This window comes from Vibrio sp. 2130-1, from assembly GCF_033339515.1.
In genome coordinates this window covers 1-712 of the sequence record NZ_JAWOUT010000259.1, presented here as the reverse complement: position 1 = coordinate 712, position 712 = coordinate 1, and the positions used below count along the sequence as shown (strand labels likewise).

The following is a 712-nucleotide window of genomic DNA, read 5'->3' as shown; positions in this document are numbered from 1 at the left end:
TGTACCAGCAAATCAATAGACCCACCATCAATGCAAACGCAAAGCCAAGCGAGAAAATGTTCAGCTGAGGCGCGGCACGCGTCATTACACCAAACGACAGGTTGATAGTAAGCAGCGCGATGATGCCAGATAGCGACATACTCAGAGCGGTTTTGAACATAATGCCAAGCCAACCCGCCATATCACGAAAATCCACCGCGGTAAGCGTGCCCGACCCTATCGGTAGGGTTTTAAAGCTGAAGACCACCAGTTGCAGCATTTTTAAGTGACCATCGGTTGCGAGGAAAAACATGGTGGTCAAGAACATGAACAATTGACCGAGCAATGGCGTGTTCTGACCATTGGCAGGATCGACCATAGACGCAAAACCCAAGCTCGATTGCATACCAAGGATTTGCCCGAGCAACACAAACGTTTGGATCATAAATTGCGTCACCATGCCCATCGCGACGCCAATGATCATCTGCTCTGCGATGGTCATAAAACCACGAAATGAGAGCAATTGAATGTCTTGCGGAACAGCAGGAATAGCAGGCATCACGGCAAAAGTAATCGCAAGGCCGAGATACAAACGAATACGAGGAGAAACAAAGCGAGCGCCAGTAACGGTCATCACCATCAACATAGACGAGATACGAACGTACGGCCAAAAATAATTGGCTATCCAGTCTAAGATGATTTGAGTGGGATACTCCATACCAGCCTCTAGTAC

Annotated in this window: 1 protein-coding gene; it reads right to left on the bottom strand. The window is 48.2% G+C overall.

The window, feature by feature from the left end; translation table 11 throughout:
• Positions 1-697 (bottom strand): flagellar biosynthetic protein FliR (fliR, locus tag R7Q09_RS25595; RefSeq protein ID WP_318143869.1); only part of this gene is annotated, 697 nt, incomplete at its 3' end.
• Between the last annotated feature and the right edge of the window lie 15 nt (positions 698-712).